At 35.1% G+C, this 20192-nt stretch carries 24 protein-coding genes; 17 read left to right on the forward strand and 7 right to left on the reverse strand.

Annotated elements, in window-relative coordinates; genetic code table 11:
• Window positions 1-124 precede the first annotated feature (124 nt).
• On the reverse strand, window positions 125-715 hold the full coding sequence (locus tag MHB55_RS02705; protein ID WP_151111439.1) for a TetR/AcrR family transcriptional regulator: 591 nt from the start codon (window positions 713-715) through the stop codon (window positions 125-127).
• Between the two features lie 153 nt (window positions 716-868).
• On the opposite strand from MHB55_RS02705, the gene MHB55_RS02710 reads away from it, so the two are divergent.
• The 9 genes from MHB55_RS02710 (at window position 869) to MHB55_RS02750 (ending at window position 10709) form a co-directional block, all read left to right on the forward strand.
• Window positions 869-1627 carry an SDR family oxidoreductase gene (locus MHB55_RS02710; RefSeq protein ID WP_144539888.1) on the forward strand — a complete coding sequence of 253 codons (759 nt, stop codon included), beginning with the start codon at window positions 869-871 and terminating at the stop codon, window positions 1625-1627.
• 296 nt (window positions 1628-1923) lie between these two features.
• The gene (locus MHB55_RS02715) at window positions 1924-2643 is read left to right on the forward strand and encodes a PspA/IM30 family protein (protein ID WP_154311574.1); all 720 of its coding nucleotides are present in this window, start codon (window positions 1924-1926) and stop codon (window positions 2641-2643) included.
• Window positions 2644-2714: 71 nt separating this feature from the next.
• The gene (locus tag MHB55_RS02720; protein ID WP_151111435.1) at window positions 2715-3743 is read left to right on the forward strand and encodes a TFIIB-type zinc ribbon-containing protein; all 1029 of its coding nucleotides are present in this window, start codon (window positions 2715-2717) and stop codon (window positions 3741-3743) included.
• Window positions 3737-4513: a TPM domain-containing protein gene (locus MHB55_RS02725; protein ID WP_154311572.1), complete on the forward strand. Its 777-nt coding sequence runs from the start codon at window positions 3737-3739 to the stop codon at window positions 4511-4513. The genes MHB55_RS02720 and MHB55_RS02725 overlap by 7 nt, the downstream gene beginning before the upstream one ends.
• 37 nt (window positions 4514-4550) lie before the next feature.
• Window positions 4551-5552 carry an SPFH domain-containing protein gene (locus MHB55_RS02730; RefSeq protein WP_154311570.1) on the forward strand — a complete coding sequence of 334 codons (1002 nt, stop codon included), beginning with the start codon at window positions 4551-4553 and terminating at the stop codon, window positions 5550-5552.
• An 83-nt stretch (window positions 5553-5635) separates the two neighbouring features.
• Window positions 5636-6076, forward strand: coding sequence for an NUDIX hydrolase (locus MHB55_RS02735; protein WP_154311568.1), 441 nt, complete (start codon window positions 5636-5638; stop codon window positions 6074-6076).
• 375 nt (window positions 6077-6451) lie between these two features.
• On the forward strand, window positions 6452-8641 hold the full coding sequence (locus MHB55_RS02740) for a DNA topoisomerase III (protein WP_154311566.1): 2190 nt from the start codon (window positions 6452-6454) through the stop codon (window positions 8639-8641).
• A gap of 176 nt (window positions 8642-8817) precedes the next feature.
• Entirely contained in the window at window positions 8818-9684 is an 867-nt protein-coding gene (locus tag MHB55_RS02745; RefSeq protein WP_225321726.1) for an ABC transporter permease subunit, read from the forward strand.
• 47 nt (window positions 9685-9731) lie between these two features.
• Complete coding sequence (locus MHB55_RS02750; protein WP_191696940.1) at window positions 9732-10709, forward strand: peptide ABC transporter permease; 978 nt, start codon at window positions 9732-9734, stop codon at window positions 10707-10709.
• A 140-nt stretch (window positions 10710-10849) separates the two neighbouring features.
• Here MHB55_RS02750 and MHB55_RS02755 read toward each other — a convergent pair whose 3' ends face one another.
• Window positions 10850-11554, reverse strand: a complete 705-nt coding sequence (locus tag MHB55_RS02755; protein WP_154311563.1) for a DUF421 domain-containing protein — start codon at window positions 11552-11554, stop codon at window positions 10850-10852.
• Window positions 11555-11905: 351 nt separating this feature from the next.
• Between MHB55_RS02755 and MHB55_RS02760 the strand changes: the two genes are divergently transcribed.
• Window positions 11906-12736 carry an STAS domain-containing protein gene (locus tag MHB55_RS02760; RefSeq protein ID WP_191696939.1) on the forward strand — a complete coding sequence of 277 codons (831 nt, stop codon included), beginning with the start codon at window positions 11906-11908 and terminating at the stop codon, window positions 12734-12736.
• A gap of 363 nt (window positions 12737-13099) precedes the next feature.
• Here MHB55_RS02760 and MHB55_RS02765 read toward each other — a convergent pair whose 3' ends face one another.
• Window positions 13100-13372, reverse strand: coding sequence for a hypothetical protein (locus MHB55_RS02765; protein ID WP_340862496.1), 273 nt, complete (start codon window positions 13370-13372; stop codon window positions 13100-13102).
• A 164-nt stretch (window positions 13373-13536) separates the two neighbouring features.
• On the reverse strand, window positions 13537-13806 hold the full coding sequence (locus MHB55_RS02770) for a translation initiation factor 2 (RefSeq protein WP_340862497.1): 270 nt from the start codon (window positions 13804-13806) through the stop codon (window positions 13537-13539).
• A gap of 296 nt (window positions 13807-14102) precedes the next feature.
• Here MHB55_RS02770 and MHB55_RS02775 point away from each other — a divergent pair, with 296 nt between their 5' ends.
• Window positions 14103-14345: a hypothetical protein gene (locus tag MHB55_RS02775; protein ID WP_144539868.1), complete on the forward strand. Its 243-nt coding sequence runs from the start codon at window positions 14103-14105 to the stop codon at window positions 14343-14345.
• Between the two features lie 427 nt (window positions 14346-14772).
• On the opposite strand, the gene MHB55_RS02780 is transcribed toward MHB55_RS02775, so the two are convergent.
• From MHB55_RS02780 to MHB55_RS02790, 3 genes are all read right to left on the reverse strand, one after another.
• Entirely contained in the window at window positions 14773-15927 is a 1155-nt protein-coding gene (locus MHB55_RS02780) for a tyrosine-type recombinase/integrase (protein ID WP_340862498.1), read from the reverse strand.
• Between the two features lie 96 nt (window positions 15928-16023).
• Entirely contained in the window at window positions 16024-16470 is a 447-nt protein-coding gene (locus tag MHB55_RS02785) for an ImmA/IrrE family metallo-endopeptidase (RefSeq protein ID WP_340862499.1), read from the reverse strand.
• Between the two features lie 14 nt (window positions 16471-16484).
• The gene (locus MHB55_RS02790; RefSeq protein ID WP_340862500.1) at window positions 16485-16916 is read right to left on the reverse strand and encodes a helix-turn-helix domain-containing protein; all 432 of its coding nucleotides are present in this window, start codon (window positions 16914-16916) and stop codon (window positions 16485-16487) included.
• 378 nt (window positions 16917-17294) lie between these two features.
• Between MHB55_RS02790 and MHB55_RS02795 the strand changes: the two genes are divergently transcribed.
• The 6 genes from MHB55_RS02795 to MHB55_RS02820 all read left to right on the forward strand — a co-directional run bounded on the left by MHB55_RS02795 (window position 17295) and on the right by MHB55_RS02820 (window position 20161).
• Window positions 17295-17477, forward strand: coding sequence for a helix-turn-helix domain-containing protein (locus MHB55_RS02795; RefSeq protein ID WP_340862501.1), 183 nt, complete (start codon window positions 17295-17297; stop codon window positions 17475-17477).
• Window positions 17478-17493: 16 nt separating this feature from the next.
• Complete coding sequence (locus MHB55_RS02800; RefSeq protein ID WP_340862502.1) at window positions 17494-17766, forward strand: hypothetical protein; 273 nt, start codon at window positions 17494-17496, stop codon at window positions 17764-17766.
• A gap of 350 nt (window positions 17767-18116) precedes the next feature.
• Window positions 18117-18725, forward strand: coding sequence for a hypothetical protein (locus MHB55_RS02805; protein ID WP_340862503.1), 609 nt, complete (start codon window positions 18117-18119; stop codon window positions 18723-18725).
• A gap of 42 nt (window positions 18726-18767) precedes the next feature.
• Window positions 18768-19439, forward strand: a complete 672-nt coding sequence (locus MHB55_RS02810) for a Rha family transcriptional regulator (protein ID WP_340862504.1) — start codon at window positions 18768-18770, stop codon at window positions 19437-19439.
• 240 nt (window positions 19440-19679) lie between these two features.
• Window positions 19680-19952 carry an AbrB/MazE/SpoVT family DNA-binding domain-containing protein gene (locus MHB55_RS02815; RefSeq protein ID WP_340862505.1) on the forward strand — a complete coding sequence of 91 codons (273 nt, stop codon included), beginning with the start codon at window positions 19680-19682 and terminating at the stop codon, window positions 19950-19952.
• Between the two features lie 17 nt (window positions 19953-19969).
• Window positions 19970-20161: a hypothetical protein gene (locus MHB55_RS02820; protein ID WP_340862506.1), complete on the forward strand. Its 192-nt coding sequence runs from the start codon at window positions 19970-19972 to the stop codon at window positions 20159-20161.
• Window positions 20162-20192: the final 31 nt, after the last annotated feature.

The following is a 20192-nucleotide window of genomic DNA, read 5'->3' on the forward strand; positions in this document are numbered from 1 at the left end:
AAATGATGCCAATTTAATCAGCGATACCAGGTCAAATAAGTGTTTAAATTAAAACTAACTTAATAAGACTCTCCTTATGTAGTGAATAGAAGAAAAAAAGCCGGATAAAATATAGGAGTATTTATTATTCCACATCGCCTTGTTGATCAGGAAACCATTTGAGTAGGTTGGAGAAGTTATAGAGATACTCATTTAGCTCATCTGGAGATGTAGAAAATTGATTGCTATGCCATTCCACTAAAATACCCATAATTGCGTTAGTTTGATAGCTAACAAAATACTCCATTTGTTCTTCAGGAAGATAGTCAATGGAATTCATGGTAAGTTCCTTCATCATCTTGCGTATAGCGTGAAAAAGCTTGTAATAGTATCTTATAGGATTGGTCTCATCAAAAATGATGTGATAAAACCCTTCGTATCTTTTCACGTGATGAAAAATAATAATCATGTCTGATTTCAAATTTTGGATATTAAAATTGGTTTGATGATAGGGTTCTTCATAAGATTTCCTCAAATCATCGATAATTTCCTCGAAGTAGCTTTCAAAAACTCCATGAACATTTTGATAGTGAAGGTAGAAGGTGCCTCTGTTTATTTTGGCGAGACGACAAAGCTCCGTAATATTAATGGACTCTAACGGTTTGTTTTTCAAAAGCTCTAGTAATGCGTTTCGCAGGCTTTCCTGTGTTTTTAAAATACGTAAATCAGTTTTCATTATTTTCCTCCAAATGTTAATAAACAATTTCTTTAAATTTGTTCTATAATATACAGTTTTGGATTTTGTGTTGTTTGTATGAAGCTATTATATAAAGTATAATTTTAAATGAACAGGTGTTCAATAGAGTATCCTAAAAAGGAGGCAATTATAATGAAATTACAAGACAAAGTAGCTATAGTTACTGGAGCAGCATCAGGTATGGGTAAAGCAATCGCTGAAGGCTATGCAGCAGAGGGCGCAAAAGTTGTCGTATCAGATATGAATTTAGATGGCGCGAAAGCGGTTGCAGAAGCAATCACTGCAAATGGTGGAACTGCATTTGCAATTGACACAAATGTAACAAAAGATGACGATCTTACTCGCTTATTTGATGAAACAGTTAAAACTTACGGTAAGTTAGATATTTTAGTAAATAACGCTGGAATCATGGACGGTATGGAGCCGGTAAATGAAATTTCAGACGCACGCTGGGATATGGTATTTGCAGTAAATACTACTGCAACTATGAAAACAATGCGTTTAGCAACTGACCTTTTCTTAAAACAAGGCAGCGGTGTAATCGTAAACAATATTTCTGCTGGTGGTCTGTATGGAGGGCGTGCAGGAGCTGCATATACAGCTTCTAAGCATGCAGTTGTAGGTTTAACAAAAAACACAGCGTTCATGTTTGCTGATAAAGGAATTCGTTGTAACGGAATCGCACCAGGTGCAGTAGTTACGAACATTTCATCTACTATGACTAACATCAGTCAATATGGAGTTGGAAAACAACAACTAGGTATGGGGTTAAATCCTCGTGCTGGACAGCCAGAGGAAATTGCAAAACTTGCTATTTTCTTAGGATCAGAAGACGCTAGCTTTATCAATGGTGTAGTTGTAGCAGCTGATGGCGGTTGGACTACTTATTAATAGCTACTAAAAATGTAAACCACTGAAGTTACTTTAACTTTGGTGGTTTTTTGGTGCCTTACAACTTGCGGTTACTTTTTTCTAGAAAAGGGAATGGAAAAATAGAGTGAAACTTTTGATGGCATCTTCTCGTATAAAAGATATAACTCAAAGTAGCGTTAAAAACTCTTTATGTATGCTAAGTGACTATTCATTTTGATATTTACAGCTTGCATACAATAAACGGAATTTCCTTGCATAGGCAAGAGTTATATCCAAAAGTTAAAATTTAAAACTAGAATAAGGGAGAGTGTGTAATGGAAGTTTTAAGAAGATTCCGCGATATTATGTCAAGCAATATTAATGCGTTATTAGATAAGGCAGAGGACCCAGAAAAAATGATCGACCAATACTTGCGCGACCTAAATAGAGATCTTGGGAAGGTAAAATCCGAAACGGCTACAATTATGGCTGCTGAAAAACGGGCGACACGTGAGCTAGAGGAGTGCCAAACGGACATTGTAAGCATGCAAAAATATGCAGTTAAAGCATTAGAGGCTGGTAATGAAGAGGATGCAAGAAAATTCCTGAACAAAAAGGCTGAATATACAGCGAAGGAAACAGACTTAAAAACGGCAAAAGAGTTAGCTTCCGCTAATACAGTACAAATGAGACAAATGCACGACAAGCTTGTCGCTGATATGGGAGAACTGGAATCTAGAAGATCTATCCTTAAGGGAAAAGCGTCTGTTGCTAAGACACAGAAGAAGGTCAATGAATTTACCTCTTCTATGGGAGGAGCGAGTCGCTCAATGTCTGCCTTCGATAAGATGGAGGCTAAAATTAACCAGGAGCTGGATGAAGCAAATGCAATGGCCGAGCTAAATAAAGGTATAGGAGAAGATATAGAAAATCTTGCCTCTAAGTATGATACAGACAAGGATGTAGAAAATGAACTTTCTGCATTGAAAGCTCAATTAAACGTTGACGACGAGCTGGCAGCTTTAAAGGAACAGCTACAAACAAAAAAAGAATAGAAAAAATATACAAGGCTGTAGCAATTGCTACAGCCTGATTTAAAAATACAAAAAAGTAGAGGAAGGGAATAATGGTTATCCAATATAAATGTCCTAACTGTGGATCAGATATGGAGTTTGATAGTACCTCGGGTATGCTATCCTGTAACAGCTGTGGGAGAAAGGACAATATAGAGAGTTTCTCAGATGAGTTCATCACAACCACTTTTGAAGAGGATGAGGCTAAGCAATACAATTGTAATAACTGTGGTGCAGTCATAATTACTGATGCGGATACGACAGCGACTAACTGCAGCTTTTGTGGAGCAGCTGTGGTTTTGGGGGATAGATTGTCCGGTGACTTAGCTCCTGCTAAAGTTATTCCTTTCACCATAAACAAAGAGCAAGCGATGGAAGCCTTTCGGAAGTGGTGCAAAAACGGCCGTTTGACTCCCTCGGGGTTTATGACTGCCGATAGGGTAAAAGGAATTACTGGTATTTACGTACCCTTCTGGCTGTATGACTTGGATAGCAAGGCAAAGGTTGACGCTGTTGGCACACAGGTTAGAACCTACACAAGAGGGGATTATATCTATACGGAAACAAAGTTCTATGATGTCTACCGAGATATTGATTTAAGCTATGTAAAGGTGCCAGTTGATGCCTCAGAAAAGCTAGATGATGAGCTAATGGATAAACTTGAGCCATATGATTATAACAGCCTGAAGGATTTCAAAACACCTTATCTAGCTGGTTATATTGCCGAGAAATACAACTTTACAGATCAGGAATTGCTCACACGAGTAAAAACGAAGGTGCAGCCATACATAGACAGTTATATTAGCTCGACAATTGCTGGTTACTCCTCCGTTCAATACAAAAATAAACAAATTGATACAAACAAGAAGAAGGCGCATTACGTACTTTTACCAGTTTGGATGGTTTATTATGACTTTGGCAATAAGGAGCACATCTTTGCAATGAATGGACAGACAGGGAAAGTTGTTGGAAAGCCACCACTTAGCATGGGTAAGGTTGCTGGATGGTTTAGTGGTATTGCTGCAGCATCCTTTATCATTTTGAAGGGTATTTCCTTCGCAATTGGTGGTGTTCTATGGTGAAAAAACATTCGATTTTACTCCTTACACTATTCCTATTATTATTTCCCTTAGGACTAACACAAGCAGCCGATACAAAGCAACGCGTTTTTGATGATGCAGGTATTTTATCTGCAAGTGAAGTAGAAGCATTAGAGATACTGTCTTCAGAATATAGCGAGAAAAACGAAACAGACTTTGTATTTCTTACGACAAATGGTGCAGATGATAAAGGTATTGAGACTTACGTGGAAGATTTTGCAGATAGTACAGGAATTGGCTATCGAAAGCACAATGGAAGTGCAGCCTTAGTCGGTATAGATATGATTAATAGAGACGTTACGCTAAGGGGCTTCGATAAGGCAGAGGAATATCTTGATGACGAAAGAATGGACCTACTCAGAGATAAAATCAAGCCCGCTTTATCTGCTGGAAACTACTATGAAGCATTTCGTGAATTTATTATTACCTCGGATAAATATATGGAATATAGACCTGGTGTAAATCCTGAAAGTATCCTTTTCAAATGGTGGTTCCAGGTTGGTGCATCTCTAGCACTTGGAGGTATAATTGTTGGTATTATGGCATTTAACTCTGGTGGTAGGGTAACAGTGAATAGTCAGACCTATTTCGAAGCGAACAATTCAAGAGTAACTAGTAAACGTGATGTCTTCGTCAATCAAACGGTTTCCAAAATAAAGAAGCCAACTAACAACAATAGTGGTGGAGGAAGCAGTGGTGGCGGAGTAACAAGCGGTGGTAGATCATTTAGCGGAAGTAGCGGAAAATTCTAAGGCTTTCAATTTACTTAATCATGAAGGGAATGAGATAATGTCTTTTTTTAGAAATCAATTTTCAGATGTAGTGGAATGGCGAGAATTTAGAGAAGATATGATTTTCTGGAAATGGAACAATGAAGAAATTAAGAAAGGAAGCAAGCTAATCATCCGACCTGGCCAGGATGCTGTGTTTTTTAATGGTGGACGCATCGAAGGGATTTTTGAGGATGATGGCGAGTATGATATTGAGTCTCAAATCGTACCTTTTCTTTCCACTTTAAAAGGATTTAGATTCGGTTTTAACAGCGGGATGCGTGTTGAGGTGCTTTTCGTTAATACGAAGGAATTTACCGTAAAGTGGGGAACTCAGAACCCTATTAATATCCCAACACCTCAGCTACCTGGAGGAATGCCAATTCGTGCGAATGGTACATTTAATTTTAAAGTTAATGACTATGTGGGACTAATCGATAAGGTTGCAGGCGTGCGCACAAGCTATCTTGTGGATGACGTAAAGATTCGTATTACTTCTGTTTTGGATCAGCTATTGATGAAATGGATAAGCCGCGAAGGTAAGGATATGTTCAACCTACAGGCAAATGCCTCAGATATAGCTGGGGGTATTAAGGATGATCTAGATATGCAAATCATGGATATGGGTATGAAAATCACTGGGTTCAATATTATGAGCTTCAATTATCCAAAGGAAATCCAAGATATGATCACAAAGAATGCATCCCATGGGATGATCGGAGATCTCTCCAAATACCAACAGGTTTCTGTTACGGATGCGATGGCTTCAGGAAAGCTTTCTGGATCAGGAGCAGCCTCGGATATGGCGGGAATGATGATGGGCATGAATATGGCAAATGAAATGATGAAAAACATGAACCAGAGTAATCCAAATCAAAGTCAAAGCCAGGCTTCTTCCCAAACTAACCAACCAAGCAGTAGTAATGCCGGCGGTGGTCAAATGCCGAACTTCTGTCCGAACTGTGGACAAAAAACAACTGGTGCAAACTTCTGCCCAAATTGTGGACAGAAGCTAGTATAAGTAAAAATTTAAACAAAGGATAATCAACCTGTATAGGCTGATTATCCTTTCATTTTGATGGAGTAAGGAAAGGGGAGAAAAGTGTGGAAAATGTAAAGGTTGTTTATATACTTCTTTTTGATGAAAGTGGTAAGCAGGTTTTAATGGTTAAAAACAAAGGGGGTCATGGCTCTTACTATACACTTCCAGGAGGAAGAGTAGAAAAAGGAGAAACTCTACAGGAAGCAGCGATTCGAGAAACTAAAGAAGAGACAGGCATAGATATCGCGATAGAGGGAATTATCTTTGTAAATGAAGCCTTTATTGAAAATGTAAAACAGCATTCTATTTTTATCACCTTTAAAGGGAAACGTATAGGTGGAGATTTGGTTCTTTCGCGTCCAGATGAAATAGAGGAGATTGTGTGGATGGATGTAGCTTCAGCTGAAAAGTTTATACATATCCCTGCGAAACTAGAAGGATTATTTAGCCAACAGATTTTGGTTCCATATTTTAATAGAGGCGAAGTAGCTCATAAATACTAGTGTATCTGCAAAAGAAAGGAATAGTAGGGAATAATTTAGGTTTCTTAATATAGAGTTAACTTCAAAATGAGACTATAAGATAGGAAGATATATTACTTGGCTAATTGGATAGAGGTGGCGTCTCCAGCGTGATGAGTGAGAGAGATAAGACATCACAAATGACGCTCAAGCGATGGGGTTGATTAATCGTTCTCACCGCACGGAAAGTGACCGCGGAGAGTGGAAACAATTATACATTTTTTTAATAATTATTTGTCTAGCTTCAGCATGAGCTTCTCTTATTAAGAACAGTTAGGCAACATCTTGGCGTGCTAACTGAATCTAACGGAAACCTATGATATATTAATCATAGGGATTTACGAAAGGATGTTATGAATGGCAAAACGCTTAGTATTAGCAGAAAAACCATCTGTTGCAAGAGATATTGCACGGGTACTTAAATGTGATAAAAAAGGAAATGGATATATAGAGGGCAAAGATTATGTAGTTACATGGGCACTAGGACACCTAGTAACATTAGCAGATCCAGAAAGCTATGATGTTAAATATAAAACGTGGAATTTAGAAGATTTACCGATGTTACCAGAAAACCTTAAACTGACTGTGATAAAACAATCAGGTAAACAATATAATGCTGTTAAATCGCAGCTAACGCGTGGCGATATCAATGAAATTATTATAGCTACTGACGCAGGTCGAGAAGGCGAATTAGTTGCTCGCTGGATTATTGCAAAAGCGAAAGTAAATAAGCCGATTAAACGCCTATGGATTTCTTCTGTAACTGATAAAGCGATTAAAGATGGCTTTGCAAACTTAAAGCCTGGCAAAGCGTATGAAAACCTCTATTCATCTGCTGTAGCTCGTTCTGAGGCAGATTGGTATATTGGTCTTAATGCCAGCCGTGCGCTATCTACAAAATTCAATGCACAGCTAAATTGTGGACGAGTTCAGACTCCAGTAGTGGCTATTATTGCAAAGCGTGAAGATGAAATAAAACATTTCAAGGCTCAGACTTACTATGGAATTGAAGCGCAAACAGTAGACAATTTAAAGCTTACTTGGCAAGATTCTAAAGGAAATGGTCGTAGCTTTGAAAAAGAAAAAATTGATGATATCGTGAAAAAGATTGGTAAAGGAAACGCTATAGTAACGGAAGTTGAGAAAAAGCATAAGAAATCGTTTGCTCCTGGTCTATATGATTTAACCGAGTTACAACGTGATGCAAATAAAATTTTTGGTTACTCTGCAAAAGAAACATTGAATATCATGCAAAAGCTGTATGAGCAACACAAAGTATTAACTTATCCTCGTACAGATTCACGCTTCATCTCATCTGATATTGTTAGCACCCTTCCGGAACGTTTAAAAGCTTGCGCAGTAGGAGAATATAGACCGTTAGCCAACAAAATCTTGAACAAGTCGATAAAAGCTTCTAAATCATTTGTAGATGACAGCAAGGTTTCAGATCACCATGCTATTATACCAACGGAAGGTTATGTAAATTTCTCTGCCTTTAATGATAAAGAACGCAAAATTTATGATTTAGTTGTTAAACGTTTCCTATCTGTTCTATTCCCAGCATTTGAGTACGAACAATTAACGTTGCGTGCGAAAATCGGTGATGAGAACTTTGTTGCTAGAGGAAAAACAATTCTAACAAGTGGTTGGAAAGAGGTCTATCAAAATCACTTTGAAGATGAGTCAACGGATGATTTAAAAGAACAGATTTTACCAAGAATCGAAAAGGGCGATTCGTTAAACGTCAAGTTGATCGCTCAAACCTCTGGCCAAACAAAGCCACCTGCACGCTTTAATGAAGCAACTTTATTAACAGCAATGGAAAACCCTACGAAGTATATGGAAATGCAGAATAAACAGCTCGCAGACACGTTAAAGTCCACAGGCGGATTAGGTACGGTTGCAACACGTGCCGACATCATCGATAAGCTATTTAATTCATTTTTAATTGAGAAGCGTGGTAAAGATATTCACATTACTTCCAAAGGTCGACAATTACTTGATTTAGTACCTGAAGAATTAAAATCCCCTACACTAACAGGGGAATGGGAACAAAAGCTAGAGGCTATAGCTAACGGCAAACTAAAAAAAGAAATATTCATTGCTGAAATGAAGAAATATACGAAAGAAATCGTTTCTGATATAAAAAGCAGTAATAAGAAATATAAACACGATAACATATCCACTAAATCTTGCCCTGACTGTGGAAAACCGATGCTTGAAGTTAACGGCAAAAAAGGTAAAATGCTTGTCTGCCAAGATCGTGAATGTGGTCACCGTAAGAATGTGGCACGTGTGACGAACGCTCGCTGCCCGCAATGTAAGAAAAAGTTAGAGCTTCGTGGTGAAGGGGAAGGACAAATTTTCGTATGTAAATGTGGCTATCGTGAGAAATTATCTGCATTTGAGGCCCGCCGTAAAAAAGAAGGTGGCGGTAAAGTTGATAAAAAATCGGTACAGCAGTATTTGAAAAAGCAAAATAAAGAAGAAGAACCGATTAATAATGCTTTTGCGGATTTATTAAAAGGTATAAAATTTGATAAATAATTATAGAAGATGGGTTGTGTCATATTTTGACCAACCCATCTTTTATAATTATTAAATAAAGTTCTACAATTTCTGTGGAATATATAGTATGAAATTACTTTAAATTCAAAATTTTAATACAAGTAAAATGCCATATAGTGTACATTGTATTTAACAAGGAGGAAGGGGGGGACTATTTGAAACATATATTAGAATCTATTTTGCGCTTTTTTTGCGTTGTCTTCGGTTTGATTCTTCTAAGTGCATTTGTAGGATTGTTTACAAAGGGTATTCAGTTAAACATTGGTATGTATTTGGATAACATCATTCAAATCATTCAAGGATTGACTAGTCCCCAAAATATAGTGTTTATTGGACCAACCGGTTTTGAGTACTCCATTTTTATTGATTTTTGGGATAACTATTTCTATTCTATGATTTTATTTCTTACGGCATTATTAATATCTATAGTCATTGGGATTTTTATAACTTATTTGACTATACTATTACCCCAAAAAAGTAATCAATTTATCGTAAAAATAGTTTCACTATTAGAATCATTGCCGGACTTACTCATTATTATAATTATTCAGTTAGCAGTGCTGTTTTATTATAAACGGACAGGTACTTTACTTTTTTCAACTGCTGGAACTTCTCAAAATAAAACGTACTTTTTACCAATGATTTCTTTGTCATTAATCCCTGCTGTTATGGTTTTTAAAGTCATTCTTTATTTGGCAAATGAAGAGTTGGAGAAAACTTATATACTTTTAGCTAAAAGTAAAGGATTTAACAGTTCCGAATTATTCTTTTCGCATGTTCTAAGAAATATTGCTCCTAACATTATTATTCATAGCAAATCCATTATTTTAATACTGTTATCTTCTATGGTAGTTTTTGAAAAATTATTTAATATAAATGGGATATTTTCATTTATTATTGCATATCCCAACCCTGACATAATTGCCTTTACGCTAATTATGATTTATATACCAATTTTCATTTTATATACACTTGTCACGAAAATTATCTATAAGCAAACTGGTCAAAGATTGGAATGGTGATATAAGTGAATATAATGAAAAGAGTTTTTAAAAATAAGCAGTTCCTTTTGGGTTTTAGTATAATTAGTGGATTATTATCAATAAGTATATTGTATTTTCTTATTTATCAAGATCGAATACCTACGGTAGGATTGTTGCTTGATAGTAGCGGGAAACCTATACGAGCACCTTATAGTGGTAAAGCATATCCACCTTTAGGGACTGATAATTTCGGAAGAAACATTGTAGTTGTAATGATCGTTGGGGCCAAATACACTATATTCGCAGGAATAGTTATTTCAATTATTAGAGTCGTTCCCTCCATATTCTTTGGGTTTATCATTCATTTTTATCTTCAAAAGATTAAGACTCCAATTAAATATCTTGCAGATACTATTAATTATTTTCCAATTACTTTGTTCGCATTTTTGATTTTAAATTGGGTTAGTTTTCAAGGGATATTGATGATGGAGGCAACCAACTCTTATTGGGATCTAGTAATGCTCTATATTTTAGTTGTATCCATTGTTTTTATTCCAACCAATTCCATACTAATAGCTAATGAAGTGCAATTAATAAACAAAATGGAATTTATTGAATGCTCTCGAACGTTAGGAGCAAGATCTTGGCGCATTATTACAAATCACATTAAACCGTTTTTAATGCCACAATTATATATAATCTTTATCAGGGAGTTTATACAATCGCTCATTCTCATGGCTCACTTAGGTGTTTTAAGTATATTTATTGGAGGAATAGCCTTCAAAGATGATTTGTTTGGATATTCTAAGCCAATTTCTCCAACTAGTGAATGGGCAGGTACGTTAGGGATGTGGTGGAGTTTTCTTTGGACATCTTACCCGTGGATTTCTTTAGTACCTATTGTTTTGTTAACAATATTAATCTTAGCGGCTAAATCTATATTAAATGGTTTGCAGACTGTTCTTTCATCAGAAGAACAGATTGTTAGTGTGGCTGATTACAAATCGGTTAAACAAATTGAAAGCCTTGAACCATTTCAGTTGGTCAAGGAGAAGTCTACTTGATTGTTTTCAAGTGGTTAAAAAAGCTTTGAAACGTTGTACTTCAACGTTTCAAAGCTTTTTAATAACCAAATTCTAAAAGTGTGTTCCCTCTTCACTCATTCCTGTATTTCGCTAAACTGATGGCCTTTAGTTAAAATTCTCTATTTATATAAAAATGCTTGAAAGGTATCCTTCTGGTCGATTGTGGCTAATAAGACATTACTTATGTCCACGTTATATGCTGACTCGACTTTATTTATTAGCCACTCCTTACTATGATTTGTTTTGTTTAATACATCGTAGTTAATTTTCCCTTCTTTAATAAGGACAGAAGGAAGAGGGACGGCTTCAGGAACTATATTCATATCTGCTCGAGTAGGAGTTTGGTGTTGAGGGTATAAAAAACTAGAAATAGAACCGTCTGGCTCCCATAAAGCACAAGCGACTTTTTGTACATCTTCTATCTTTTCTTTTCTTAATTCTGATAGAAGAAACTCAAGAGAAATTCTTGCCTTACGTAAGTTTGCATCAACAATCTTTCCGTTTTTAATAAGTGGAATGGGAGGGTGGTCTATAAAATGGCGAAACAGAGTCCACTTTAGGCTTAATGAGACACCGAGTGTATATAAAATAACTAAAGCAGACATGGTAATCATGGACCCCTTCATTCCTAAACCTTCATCAGACAAGGGGTGAGCGATAATATTACCGATAGATATTGCCATAGCAAAGTCGAGCAATCTTAACTGTGAAATTGAACGCTGGCCCATAACTTTTGTCGCAAAGAGTAAAAAGAAGAAAGCAACAACCGCTCTTAGAATCCATTGAATTGCTGTAAGTGATTCTTGGGAATGAAAGAAGTCCACATTTGATACATCCTTTATCGCTTTATGTTTGTTCTTATTGTCTCCTTTATAATTATGATTATGTGTTTGTTCTAAACAAGAAGAAAAAGTAGCCAAGTGGTAAAATATTCGATAGAGGAAAAGGAATAGCTTACTTCATATAATGCTTTATTAAATATGGAAAGATAGTAAAGTTTCGATTGAGAGTATGTCCTATTTATTTGATAGTTAGAAGCTTAGTTGTACAATCGCTATATCATATTGGATAAAAATTATAATATTGGAAATAAAAAAAATCTATGTTACTATCAAAATATTGGTACAAAAAATTGTTTTACAAGATTGAATCATTAACGGAAGTAGGAAAATTAAATGGTCAGTAATGAAAAATTTTATAATTTTCTTAAAAGTAAAACATGGGATCTAACAGAAAAATGGTACGAGAATCTTAACAAAGATCTAAATGGAATTTATAGTACTAATAATCAAGAGGAAATACAATTGCTTAAAGAGCAGAACCATCTATTCCATGAGAAATTTGTAGAGTTGTTTAACAATTCTAGTGAAGAAGGTCTAAAAAGTTTTGATGACTTTATCGAAGTAATAGTCAATGACAATGGTCATCAACGTACCCCCCTTACGGAAATAATAGGGGAATTTTTTCATCAACAATATCTTTATTTAGAATTATTAGAGGAATTTGTATCAAAATATGAGAACGAACTAAGTGACAAACAGATAATTGAATTTAGTACCGCTATTTTGTCTACAATCAATGATATTATTCTTAAGTTTACTAAAGAGTTTATAGAGCAATCTCAAATAAGATTGAAATCCCAACAAGAGATGATTATTGAATTAAGTGCACCAGTTATTAAATTAACGGCTGACTCCGCATTGCTACCACTAATTGGGGAAGTAGATACAAATAGGGCTAAAGTAATTTTAGAACAATCACTTCAACAATGTGCGGATATGAAAATCAAACACTTATATATTGATTTGTTAGGCGTTCCGGTTGTGGATACTATGGTTGCACAACAATTATTTCAAATGATCAGTGCACTAAAGTTAATTGGAGTGAGTACCTCACTTTCAGGGGTTCGCCCTAGTATTGCACAAACAACCATACAATTAGGAATTGATTTTAAAGGTGTAGAGACACATTCTAGCATTGAACAGGCTATGAGGAAACATAGATAATTTAAGTCAGAACGTTCCTATTAGGAGCGTTTTTTATTTTATATAAAATGGAAGGGGAATAATCTTAGAAGTAGGAACTAATCAATAGAGTCAAAGTGTAACTGACAAAAAGGAAGTATAAATAGAGGACATTAACATTCCTAAAAGTTCGAAGCGAATGTAAAAGTGGAGTGGATTAAGGAGTTATCAACAACTTTACCACAGTTGTGGATAATTAAGTGAAAATTAAAATAAATGATATGATTTTAGTGCACTAGAAATATATATAGCTCATAGAAAATTTAAAAGTATCTTATATGAATGATTGTTGTTTGGTATATATGGTATGGGTGTATAAAATGTTCAATATTTCAGTTTGATATATTACTTTTTCCTATATGCCCTTAACGATACTTTTAAAGCTGAATAATTCCCTATAGCTGCATAACCATAAAACCAACCCATAAAAAGGCCCGCAACAATATGATGGCGATGGCTGATAAAGACAGAAATAATAAGGCCTAAGATCAAGGCTATGAAAGGGACATTTTTGGCTTGTACGCGAAAAAGAATTTTGATTATTTGAGTGATAATTATGATTACAGGTATAGCTATTACAGCATCCCAAAAATTTGTATGTATTAAAGGAAAATTCATATCACACCTCAATTTATTTCAGTTAGGTATAGATTTACCTAAAAAAAAGTGATTCATACTCTTTATAGTATAAAAAAGGTAAAAATATAAATGCCATACAATTGGATAAAGGCTAAACGGAGGCTTATGTATAAAACAGAAAGTAAAAAGTAAGAGACAATTTTTTATCTCTTACTACGCTCAATTTTATCTAACTTTCTTGTTAATTCATTAATTTGTTTTTGCATTTGTTCTATTTGAGCCGATTGATTTGACTGCTCAGAGGATTTTTGATTATTTGTATTTTCTAATCCTTTAAGTGCAATACCTGCTGCTAAAGCTGCTATTCCATCTCCTATTGTAGTAAGTGTAGCTCCGAAAAGTGCTAATTTAGCTACTAGAAGATCCGTTGATTCTGAACTTGAATCATTTTGTAAATCATTCTTATTATTCATTAACATGCTTCCTTGTCTATATTATTAGCAATTATGCTTTATCACATGTTATTCAAGCCATTCAAACAAGCAAGGGCGTTTTTATTTAGACCCTAAGAAAAAAGGTCCTAAATAGCATATTAAATATGTTCCCGCTAGTGGTCTACAACAGCATTTAAATTGCCTCTCTATATTCAATGTAGAGAAGGTGTGCCTCTGTAAAGAAAGTAATATCGTTGTTGTTCTCCACAAAATAACCAACACTCTTATGTTGGCATATTCTAGACAAAAGACAGCCAAAGGATGTTAGACAAGATATGCATTCCAAAAACAACGAAAAATTCATTGAGCAGCCTAACTTAGGCCCAACATTGGAGTTCTTAGGTTCTGCTTTCGAAACACTAGGTCTACTTATTGGGACGATTGGAGAAGGAATATCCCTACAAGAAATGTTAGAGGAAGAACACTCCGAAAAGAAAATTATGAGTGATCAAAAAAGTCAACTATCTCAAATAGAAAAAAAACTAGACTGCATCATTAAGGAGCTTAAATCATTATAGTTGTGATTTTTAAGAAAAATAAAAAGGACCTTTCAATCATAGGTCCTCGTGACGGAGATGAGAGTGAGGAAATTTCTCAGTTGTTAATATTTAGCATATGTAAGAACAAATTATTGTACAGAGACAATTATTCTTAACACTAGAGCCTAAGACAGAATCAAATAAACAATTCATATAAACCTTATCTGTTTGTCCCCCCAAATGCACCCGATTTCCTTTGGGGGTTATTGTGATTCTGAGGAAGTTCATAAAATTGTTATTATTACAATGTTCCTGAGTATAAAAAACTTCACTTTAATTAATAGATACACTACAATGAGTAATATTTTGTTATCGAAGAAAACTTGATTCTTCAGGGGTTGAAGGAGGGTATAAATAAAACCTCCCCCAAAACCTCCCCCAAAACCTCCCCCAAAACCTCCCCCAATTAGATTATTTTTAATGCATCTCCAAACACTTGGACAGCTTCTAATTCTAATTCTTTGAGATTGTGCCCATAAACATTATTAATCATTTCCGGACTATTACCTAAACGTTCCGAAATAGTTTTTACCGGTATTCTTTCTTTCATCAAAATAGTAGCGTGTGTATGGCGTAAACCATGAGGAGTCACTTCTTTCAGATTATGCTTTTCAATTATTCGCTTCATAGCATTGTTAATCATAGTGCAGTTAATTTCTAAGCCACTTGTACCATTAATAAATACATAGGTGTTTTCATTGAAGGGAAGACCATATTTAATTCTAGTTTCTCTACACCATTTCTTATAAATGTTCATTTGTTTGACAAGTACGGGATCCATCACTATAGAACGAAAGCTATTTTTAGTTTTTGGTGGCCGTACCCCATTATCGTCTCTGGTGCAATTGATAGAACAAATATCATCCTGTATGTCTCTCCATTTCAATCCGCAAGCTTCCCCCTTACGTACACCTGTATAGGCAAGAAACATCCCCATGGAATAATTCGTGATTGTCTCGACTTTTTTACAGATGTGTAAAAACTCAACAAGTTCTTGTGCTGTAAAGTAGTTGTTACCTACAGTTTCTTCATCAAAAGTGATATTAGTGAAACGATTACGGGGAATTATCTCTGCATCTACTGCAGCATTCACTGCAATTTTAAATACTTTGTGTAATTGTTTAACGCTTGTTGGTTTCATTGTTTTGAGTAACTTCTGAATAAATTTAATTTTGTAAGTGCTCTTATCTAATTCAGCTACTTTATAGTGGCCTAGTAAAGGCTTCATATGTTTTTTGATATCTCTTTCTCTTTGTAATCGGGTTGTAATCCCCCATTCGTGATTGGAAGATTCATACCATATATCAAGCCATTCTGAAATTGTAACGTTAGCTTTGGCTACCTGTTTAACATCTCCATTGATTATCTTTGTCCGAACTTCTAGTAAACCTCTATATGCTTCATTTTCACTTTTAAAACCTTGTTTTTGTTTTTCTCTTCTATTGCCTAATGAATCATAATATCTGTGTCGATAAGCAAAACGCTTTTCATCCTTAGTATTGAAATAATAATAAAGCTCAGGATCTTTTCTTAATCTATGCATTACTGTTTTTTTAGTCATATTTTTTCCCTTTCAAACGTTGACAGGCGTTAGATGGGGGAGACTTCAAATAATTGGCATCACTCCTTCCAATGGGAATGTACGTTCCGTTTTTGGTTAAATTTTTTTACCATCTAAACTTTTTAAAGTTAAAAGTTCTGAAGGGATACCATAACCTTGAATAGCTTCAACGACAGTAAAACTTGTATTGTTTTGTTCATTTAAATATTCATCTAATATCAATAATTCGACTGCAAAAGTGTTGGCCTGTATTTCTAAAATATCTGTGGAAAATAGTGTGTTCTGCCTTAAAAAAGAAGTGTTAACATCTGGATGTTGAATAGCATGTCCAAGCTCATGGGCACAAATGAAAAATTGTTTTTCTTTGGGTGCGTCTTGGTTAATATGTATGATAGGTACTCTAAAATTTTTATTATAATAACCCAGTGCAGTACCTAAAGGTTCAAATACAATTAGAATTCCCATGAGCTGTGCAAGTTTAAAAGGATCATTTGTACCGTGTTTCTTAACTAATTGACTAACTAAAGATTTAATGTGGGTCACAAGGAACACTCCTATTATTTTCTATATTTTTTAGGGGTGAACTTCTGTTTAGCTACACGTTTGGCTAGTCTTAAGGAATTTTCTAAGCTTGACAATAATAATTCTCTGTCTTCCAGTTCTTCCTCGCTTAACTCATCGAGAGTCCTTCCATCAAAAGCAGCATGCCCACTAGTTGACAAACCTTCAATCATTTTTTGTAGTTCATTTTGAATATCTTGTTCATCTTTTTCGGTTAGATCAAAATAACGTTTCTTTTCAGTTCGACATAGAAGGTAGTCAACAGATACTCCAAAATAGTCTGCAACTTTTTCTAAGTTAGCGCCATTCGGAATTTTTTTCTTCCATCCGTAAAGAGAGTTTCTACCGAAACCAAGTTTTTCTTCTAATTCAACAATAGATATTTTCTGTTCTTCACAAAGACTTTTCAATCTATCAAATGTAGTCATGTCAACCATCCTCATGGCTCTGAATAAAATAAATTAATCTTTAAACTAAAAAAGTTTGACTTTTAGTTATAAAGCTAATATACTTTGTTCATAAGCTAAGTTATTCGCTAAAAGACAACAAAAAGAGACAACCTATAAAAAACACATTTGACGTTGGGGAACGGATTAAATGTAATGTTTTCGGGCTTTTATAAGTCTTATTTAGCTATGTCTATATTCTATATTAAAGGCTAAAAACAGTCAATATAATTAGTTAATAATTTAGCTTATTTTTATTGAGGTGCTGTGATACCGAGCCAATGACGGTATATCTTATTCAAAATAATAGCTAACAGGACGGTAGCAACGTCATTAGTATGTTGAAAAGGAGGTTAAGTTATGCCTGAAGATTTAGGTGCAAAAGTAAGAAGTGAAATCTTTAAAAGGAACATGACTCAGAATGAGCTAGCAAAATTAGTAGGAATTTCAAATGCATATCTATCTGATATTATTCGTGGACGAAAAGATGGTCCAAAAGCACAAGAGCATATAAAACACATTAGAAAAATTTTAAGCATTTGATGTGGAGGCGTGATTCATGACTATCGCAAATGTACAAATCGAAGTGAACCAAGAAGAGATTAGAAATTACATCAATGAGAAGTTAGATGAAACTATGAGACAAACTTTGTTCACATGGGATATTAACGAAATGTCAAAGAGAACTTGTATGAGTAAAACATTTCTTGAACAAGAGTTTCTCCATGATCCTCGAATGAAATTATTAGAACGTAGAAAGGAAAAAGGTAAGCGTCTTTGGTTTTATGAACCCAGTTTAAAAGTAATGCAAGAGATTATGGATGAATGGTAATAAAAATAAAATACGTTGACAGGCGTAAAACAATGAGTTTAGGAGGGAATACATGACACCCACAGCACTTATGGTAGTAGCGATTATTGGTTTCATTAGCATAATCAGCTGGGGAGTATACACGTGGAGAGAAATGGGTTAGTAATCTAGCAATCTAGCATTATCACACCCAGCAATAAATATTCAAACCGAGCGGAGTACGCCAGGACAGGCCAGTTTAAGCCTCGAGCGACAGCAATAGCCAACGCCAAGACGTTTGAGCATTTACTGGTGGGTGTGAGAGAAAAGTGAGGTGAAGTAAATTTTAGGAGTTCGTAATTGAAACATTAAGCGAAGGAAGGCTGATAGAAGTGGATTATTTAGAAAAAGCGAAAAAGGAAATTCGTGAACGGTGGTTCGAAAATCACAAGATTAAAAGCATCGAAGGAAATGAAGGTTTTCAACGTATTGTATGGGGTGAAGAAGGTACGAGAATGTACCAAGTAACTTATGTGTTGGCTGGCAATATGGTTTTTATTTCTGGTGATCTAGGTGATGCAGCTTATTCTTTAACATGTTTAGCTACTTTACAAAATATCAAAGATTTCGATTTATCATACTTTACTGGGAAATTAACGGCTCGCCAAAGAGAAAAATATGAGTTTGATGGCAAATTAGCAAAAAAACAAATAGAAGAGTATTTCCTCGATTGGTGCGAAGTTGAAAAAACAAGTGATTTGGAGAAGGATAGCAAAGAATTGCTTAATCAACTTATTTCAGAAACTTCACAATGGAGTATGTGTCATCATTTTTCAACAGGAGTTTATTCTATCTATCAATATACAAACGTTGATTGGTTTGATAGCGATGCGGCTAGTTGTATTGCAGATTGTGGAAGTAGACTTTCATATTCAATGATTTCATACTGGGTAGGTTTGAAGATGATCATAGAACAACAAGAGAAAGAGAAAGTAGCTTAACCCATAGTACGTAGAAATGATGAAACAGAAAGGAAGTTATCAATGGATCAATTAAAAGTAATTTCTTTAGATGGACAACTTGTAACAGATAGTCGTGATGTCTCTGAAATGCTTGATAAGCGTCATACAGATCTTATGCGTTCAATCAGTGGATACGTAGAAATTTTAGAAAACGCAAAATTGCGTTCTCAGGATTTCTTTATTCCTAGCACTTATAAAACGGAAGGAAACAACAAAACATACGATTGTTTCTTACTAACTAGGAAAGGTTGCGACATGGTAGCTAACAAAATGACTGGTGAAAAAGGTGTTCTATTTACTGCAGCATATGTTACAAGATTTGAAGAAATGGAAAAAGCCAGTCTCTTGCCGAAACCTCTTTCAGAAAAAGAACAATTAAAAGCTTCTATGAGACTATCTTTAGAAACATCAGAAGATGTAGAGGTTTTAAAGGTTGAGGTAAATGAGTTAAAAAACAAGGTGGACAACCAGATAACTTTAGACCATGGAGAACAAAGAAGGCTCCAAAGATTAATTAGTTCTAAGGTATTTGAACATGCAAACTCAGACGAACATAAACGATTACTCTACCCAGAGTTGCATCGGGAAATAAAAGACCGCTTCGGAGTGTCTAGCTACAAAGATGTTAAGCGACATGAATTACAATCTGCTATTAAATATGTTGAATCATGGATTCCTAGGAAGAGTGGTTGATCTAATTGGCTGAAAGTAAATCGAAGAAGATTAAAAGATTCAACTCAACAATATACAAGACTAGGCTCAAGCTCATTGAATTATCCTTAAAGCTTGAAATGACACCCTATATGACTGCTGACCAACGCAGACAAATAAAAGGGCAAATTAAAAAGCTGCAAGACAAGATCCTAATGTACAATCGCAAAATCAAAGCACTAGATCTTCAACAAAAAAACTAACTAAAAGGGAGATAGAAAAATGAAAAGTACAGGTATCGTTCGTAAAGTAGATGAATTAGGTCGTGTGGTTATTCCAAAGGAGTTACGTAGAACATTAGAAATCGCTGAAAAAGATCCACTTGAAATTTATGTAGAAGAAGACCAAATCATTCTTAAGAAGTATCAGGCTAAAAACGCTTGTGCAGTGACAGGTGAGATATCAGATTACAACTTAACACTGTTGGACGGAAAACTTGTCTTAAGCCAAGAAGGTATAAATGTGTTGTTATCACAGTTAGAAAAGAAAATGTAATAAGGAGGTTAGAGGAAATGGAGCAAATAAACGAAAAACTAGATGCTTGGTACAACGATGAATCTGAGTTACTAGATATTAAAGCTCACGATGTTGCCCAAGCAGATGATGTAGATGAAATGTTGAAAGCTAAATCTTTGTATGATGTTCAATCTGCGAAGGTAGAAACAATTCGTGAAGCGATTAAATTAGTAAATGAGCAAAAATAAAACCCGTTGTTGGCGCAACGAGTTCGGGTCC

It is taken from the genome of Psychrobacillus sp. FSL K6-1267, from assembly GCF_038003265.1.
Lineage (GTDB): Bacteria > Bacillota > Bacilli > Bacillales_A > Planococcaceae > Psychrobacillus > Psychrobacillus faecigallinarum.

Excerpts from the sequence above, each read along its gene's own strand:
- MHB55_RS02765 (WP_340862496.1), bottom strand. The coding sequence starts at position 13,372 with ATGAATTTTCCTTTAATACATACAAATTTTTGGGATGCTGTAATAGCT.
- MHB55_RS02800 (WP_340862502.1), top strand. The coding sequence starts at position 17,494 with ATGACTATCGCAAATGTACAAATCGAAGTGAACCAAGAAGAGATTAGA.
- MHB55_RS02740 (WP_154311566.1), top strand. The coding sequence starts at position 6,452 with ATGGCAAAACGCTTAGTATTAGCAGAAAAACCATCTGTTGCAAGAGAT.
- MHB55_RS02780 (WP_340862498.1), bottom strand. The coding sequence starts at position 15,927 with ATGACTAAAAAAACAGTAATGCATAGATTAAGAAAAGATCCTGAGCTT.
- MHB55_RS02760 (WP_191696939.1), top strand. The coding sequence starts at position 11,906 with ATGGTCAGTAATGAAAAATTTTATAATTTTCTTAAAAGTAAAACATGG.
- MHB55_RS02790 (WP_340862500.1), bottom strand. The coding sequence starts at position 16,916 with ATGACTACATTTGATAGATTGAAAAGTCTTTGTGAAGAACAGAAAATA.
- MHB55_RS02720 (WP_151111435.1), top strand. The coding sequence starts at position 2,715 with ATGGTTATCCAATATAAATGTCCTAACTGTGGATCAGATATGGAGTTT.
- MHB55_RS02820 (WP_340862506.1), top strand. The coding sequence starts at position 19,970 with ATGGAGCAAATAAACGAAAAACTAGATGCTTGGTACAACGATGAATCT.
- MHB55_RS02705 (WP_151111439.1), bottom strand. The coding sequence starts at position 715 with ATGAAAACTGATTTACGTATTTTAAAAACACAGGAAAGCCTGCGAAAC.
- MHB55_RS02715 (WP_154311574.1), top strand. The coding sequence starts at position 1,924 with ATGGAAGTTTTAAGAAGATTCCGCGATATTATGTCAAGCAATATTAAT.
- MHB55_RS02795 (WP_340862501.1), top strand. The coding sequence starts at position 17,295 with ATGCCTGAAGATTTAGGTGCAAAAGTAAGAAGTGAAATCTTTAAAAGG.
- MHB55_RS02770 (WP_340862497.1), bottom strand. The coding sequence starts at position 13,806 with ATGAATAATAAGAATGATTTACAAAATGATTCAAGTTCAGAATCAACG.
- MHB55_RS02775 (WP_144539868.1), top strand. The coding sequence starts at position 14,103 with ATGCATTCCAAAAACAACGAAAAATTCATTGAGCAGCCTAACTTAGGC.
- MHB55_RS02810 (WP_340862504.1), top strand. The coding sequence starts at position 18,768 with ATGGATCAATTAAAAGTAATTTCTTTAGATGGACAACTTGTAACAGAT.
- MHB55_RS02725 (WP_154311572.1), top strand. The coding sequence starts at position 3,737 with ATGGTGAAAAAACATTCGATTTTACTCCTTACACTATTCCTATTATTA.
- MHB55_RS02815 (WP_340862505.1), top strand. The coding sequence starts at position 19,680 with ATGAAAAGTACAGGTATCGTTCGTAAAGTAGATGAATTAGGTCGTGTG.
- MHB55_RS02730 (WP_154311570.1), top strand. The coding sequence starts at position 4,551 with ATGTCTTTTTTTAGAAATCAATTTTCAGATGTAGTGGAATGGCGAGAA.
- MHB55_RS02710 (WP_144539888.1), top strand. The coding sequence starts at position 869 with ATGAAATTACAAGACAAAGTAGCTATAGTTACTGGAGCAGCATCAGGT.